The sequence below is a fragment of the Dietzia sp. UBA5065 genome, from assembly GCA_002415925.1.
Classification (GTDB): domain Bacteria; phylum Actinomycetota; class Actinomycetes; order Mycobacteriales; family Mycobacteriaceae; genus Dietzia.
This window is the reverse complement of sequence record DIAZ01000071.1, coordinates 6,650-9,529: the sequence shown is the minus strand read 5'-3', so window position 1 is coordinate 9,529 and position 2,880 is coordinate 6,650. Positions and strand designations below refer to the sequence as shown.

Genomic DNA, 2,880 nt, shown 5'->3' with positions numbered 1-2,880 from the left:
CCGAGCAGCATCACGACCGCGCCCGTGACCACCGGCGGGAGGACCGCGGTGACCACCCGGCCGCCCACCACGTGGACGAGCAGGCCCACCACGAACAGCGCCGCGCCGGCGACGAGCATCGCGCCGGTCACCTCGGCGCTCGTGCCGCCCTGGGCGCGGATCGCCGCGACCGCCCCGACAAAGGCCACGGAGGTGCCGAGGTAGCTGGGGACCTGCCCCTTGACCACGGCCAGGAACAGGAGGGTGCACACGCCCGAGAAGAGGATCGCGAGCTGCGGGTTGAGCCCCATGATGATCGGGAAGACGAACGTCGCCCCGAACATGGACACCACGTGCTGTGCGCCGATGCCGATGGTCCGCGGCCAGCTCAGCCGCTCCATCGGGGCCACGACCTCGCCGGGTCTGATGTTCTTGCCGTCGCCGTGTACCGACCAGAGACCCACTACTGCCCCACTCTCGCTGCGTCCGCCCGTCCGCCGCGCGGGCCGTAGGCACAGTACAACGCGGTTACCGTGGGGCCATGTCCTCCCCGCCCGACCAGCCGACCCGCCCGTCCCCCGCCGAGTACCGGGGGCTGCTGCGCGCGCACCTGTCGCCGGTGCTCGACCGCGGCGCGCAGAGCACCCACCTCCCGCTCGCGGCGTGCGCGGACTCGGTGCTGGCGCGGGACCTGCGCGCGTCGGTCGACCTGCCTCTGTTCGTGAACTCGCAGATGGACGGCTACGCGGTGCGGTCGGCGGACGTCGCCGGGGCGGGGCCCGACTCGCCGGCGCGGCTCACCGTGGTGGGGGCCGTGCACGCCGGCCAGGGGCCGGGGCCGGGGGTCGACGACGACGAGGCCTGCAAGATCATGACCGGGGCGCCGCTGCCCGAGGGGGCGGACTGTGTGGTCCCCGTGGAGGACACCTCCGTCGAGGAGTCCGTCGGCCCGGACGGCCGAGCCGCGACGGTCCTGGTCCACGCGCCGCGGTCGCCGGGGGAGTTCGTCCGCCGGCCGGGCGACGACGTCCGGGCCGGCGACGTGGTGCTCCCCGCCGGGACGCGGCTGGCCGCACGACACATGGCGGCGGCGGCCTCCCTCGGCGAGTCGGGCCTCGACGTGCGGCCGCGGCCCCGGGTCGGGGTGGTGGCCACCGGCTCCGAACTCGTCGCGCCGGGCCGCCCGCTGGAGCCCGGCCAGATCTGGGAGTCCAACTCGATCACGCTCGCCGCCGCGCTCAGGGCCTGCGGCTGCGAGGTCACCCGGACCCTCACCTGCGGCGACGACCGCGCGGAGTTCACGGCGACCCTGGACGAGGCCGCCGGCGACGCGGATCTCGTGGTGACCGTCGGGGCCGTGTCGATGGGCGACGCGGAGGTGGTGCGCCAGGTGCTGGCCGCCCGGGAGGGCGCCCGCTTCGCCCCGATCGCCATGCAACCCGGCGGGCCGCAGGGCCTGGCGACGTGGGGCGACACCCCCGTCGTGTGCCTGCCCGGCAACCCGGTGAGCGCCCTGGTGTCCTTCGTGGTTCTGCTGCGGCCGGTGGTCCTCGAGGCCGTGGGCCGGGCGCCGATCCGTCCCGCCAGGGCCCGCCTGTCCCGTGACGTCACCTCCCCCGCGGGGCGGGTGCAGTACCTCCGGGCGACGCTGGCCCCGGACGGCACCGCGGACCCCGTCTCGGGCCCGGGCTCTCACCTCGTGGCGTCGATGGCCCGCGCGGACGTCCTGATCGAGATCCCCGCCGAGGTCACGTTCCTGCCCGCCGGTGCCGGGGTCGAGGTGCTCGCGCTGTAGGCGGGCGGACTGGGTTCCTGACCCTCAGCCCACGCTGTCGAGCGCCTGCTGCCAGAAGTCGCTCTCCAGCCGGGTGGCCGTGCGGAACACCTCGGTGAGTTCGTCGAGCCGGCGATCGCTGAGCCCCCCGGCCGCCAGCCGGTCGAGCTGATCGATCGCGGCGCGGGAGGCGGCGGTGAACTCCTCGCCCGAATACTCTGCGATCCACTCGCGGTAGGGGTGGTCCCCGCTGAGCCCGGGCTGCAACCGCGCGCCGATCTCGGCGTAGCCGATCGTGCAGGGCGCCAGCGCGACGTGCAGGTCGAGCAGGTCGCCTGACATCCCGCAGTCCAGCACATAGCGGGTGTAGGCCACGGTGGCCTGCTTCTCCGGCGCGGCCTCGAGCTGGGCGCGCGGGATGCCCCAGCGCTCGGTCAGCCGCAGGTGCAGCTCGGTCTCGGCGAGGATCGCCCCGGTCGCGGCGTGCGCGGCGGTGATGTCGGCCAGGGTGCGGCTCTTGAACGCCGCGAGGGCGGTGGCGCGCGCGAACTGCACGAGGAAGTGGAAGTCCTGCACCAGGTAGGCCTGGAACACCGCCGTCGGCAGGGTCCCCCGCCCGAGCTGCTCCACGAACTCGTGCTCGGTGTAGTCCACCCACTCGGGGCGGCAGCGGTCCTTCAGGCTCTCGAACAGGCCCATCACGCCCACTTCCCCCGCGTGTACTGGGGCGGGTACGGGGCCTGCCGCCAGTCCAGTCCGAGCTCGGCGGCCGCGCGCTGCGGCCACGCGGGCTCGCGCAGCGCGACGCGCCCCAGGAACACGACGTCCGCGCGGCCGTCGACCAACAACTGCTCGGCGTAGGCCGGGTCGCTGATCAGGCCCACGGCGCTGACCAACAGGGTGCCGGCCAGCACCGCCCCGGACGCCCGGACCTCCTCGGTGAGCGGCACCTGGTACCCCTGCTCGAGCGGCACCGGCGGCCGGTCGGGCGTGTTGGCGGCGGACGAGACGTCCACCAGGTCGACACCGTGCTCGGCGAGCCTGCCCGCCAGCCAGCGGGAGTCCTCCGGCGTCCACCCGCCGGGCACCCAGTCGGTCGCCGAGATGCGCACGAACAGGGGCTTGCC

3 protein-coding genes and 1 pseudogene are annotated in these 2,880 nt (G+C 74.9%); 1 reads left to right on the top strand and 3 read right to left on the bottom strand.

Annotated elements, in window-relative coordinates; all coding sequences use genetic code 11:
- Positions 1-380: solute carrier family 23 protein (locus tag B4M60_RS05275; protein ID WP_414646738.1), on the bottom strand; the 380-nt coding region annotated here is incomplete at its 3' end.
- 140 nt (positions 381-520) lie between these two features.
- Between B4M60_RS05275 and glp the strand changes: the two genes are divergently transcribed.
- A complete protein-coding gene (glp, locus tag B4M60_RS05270) occupies positions 521-1,774 on the top strand; it encodes a gephyrin-like molybdotransferase Glp (RefSeq protein WP_291080969.1) in 1,254 nt (417 codons plus the stop codon).
- A 24-nt stretch (positions 1,775-1,798) separates the two neighbouring features.
- Here glp and B4M60_RS05265 read toward each other — a convergent pair whose 3' ends face one another.
- Positions 1,799-2,452: a TenA family protein gene (locus tag B4M60_RS05265; RefSeq protein WP_291080974.1), complete on the bottom strand. Its 654-nt coding sequence runs from the start codon at positions 2,450-2,452 to the stop codon at positions 1,799-1,801.
- Positions 2,452-2,880 (bottom strand): annotated as a pseudogene (locus B4M60_RS05260) (NADH:flavin oxidoreductase/NADH oxidase); the annotation flags it as partial. The gene B4M60_RS05265 and the pseudogene B4M60_RS05260, both read right to left, overlap by 1 nt.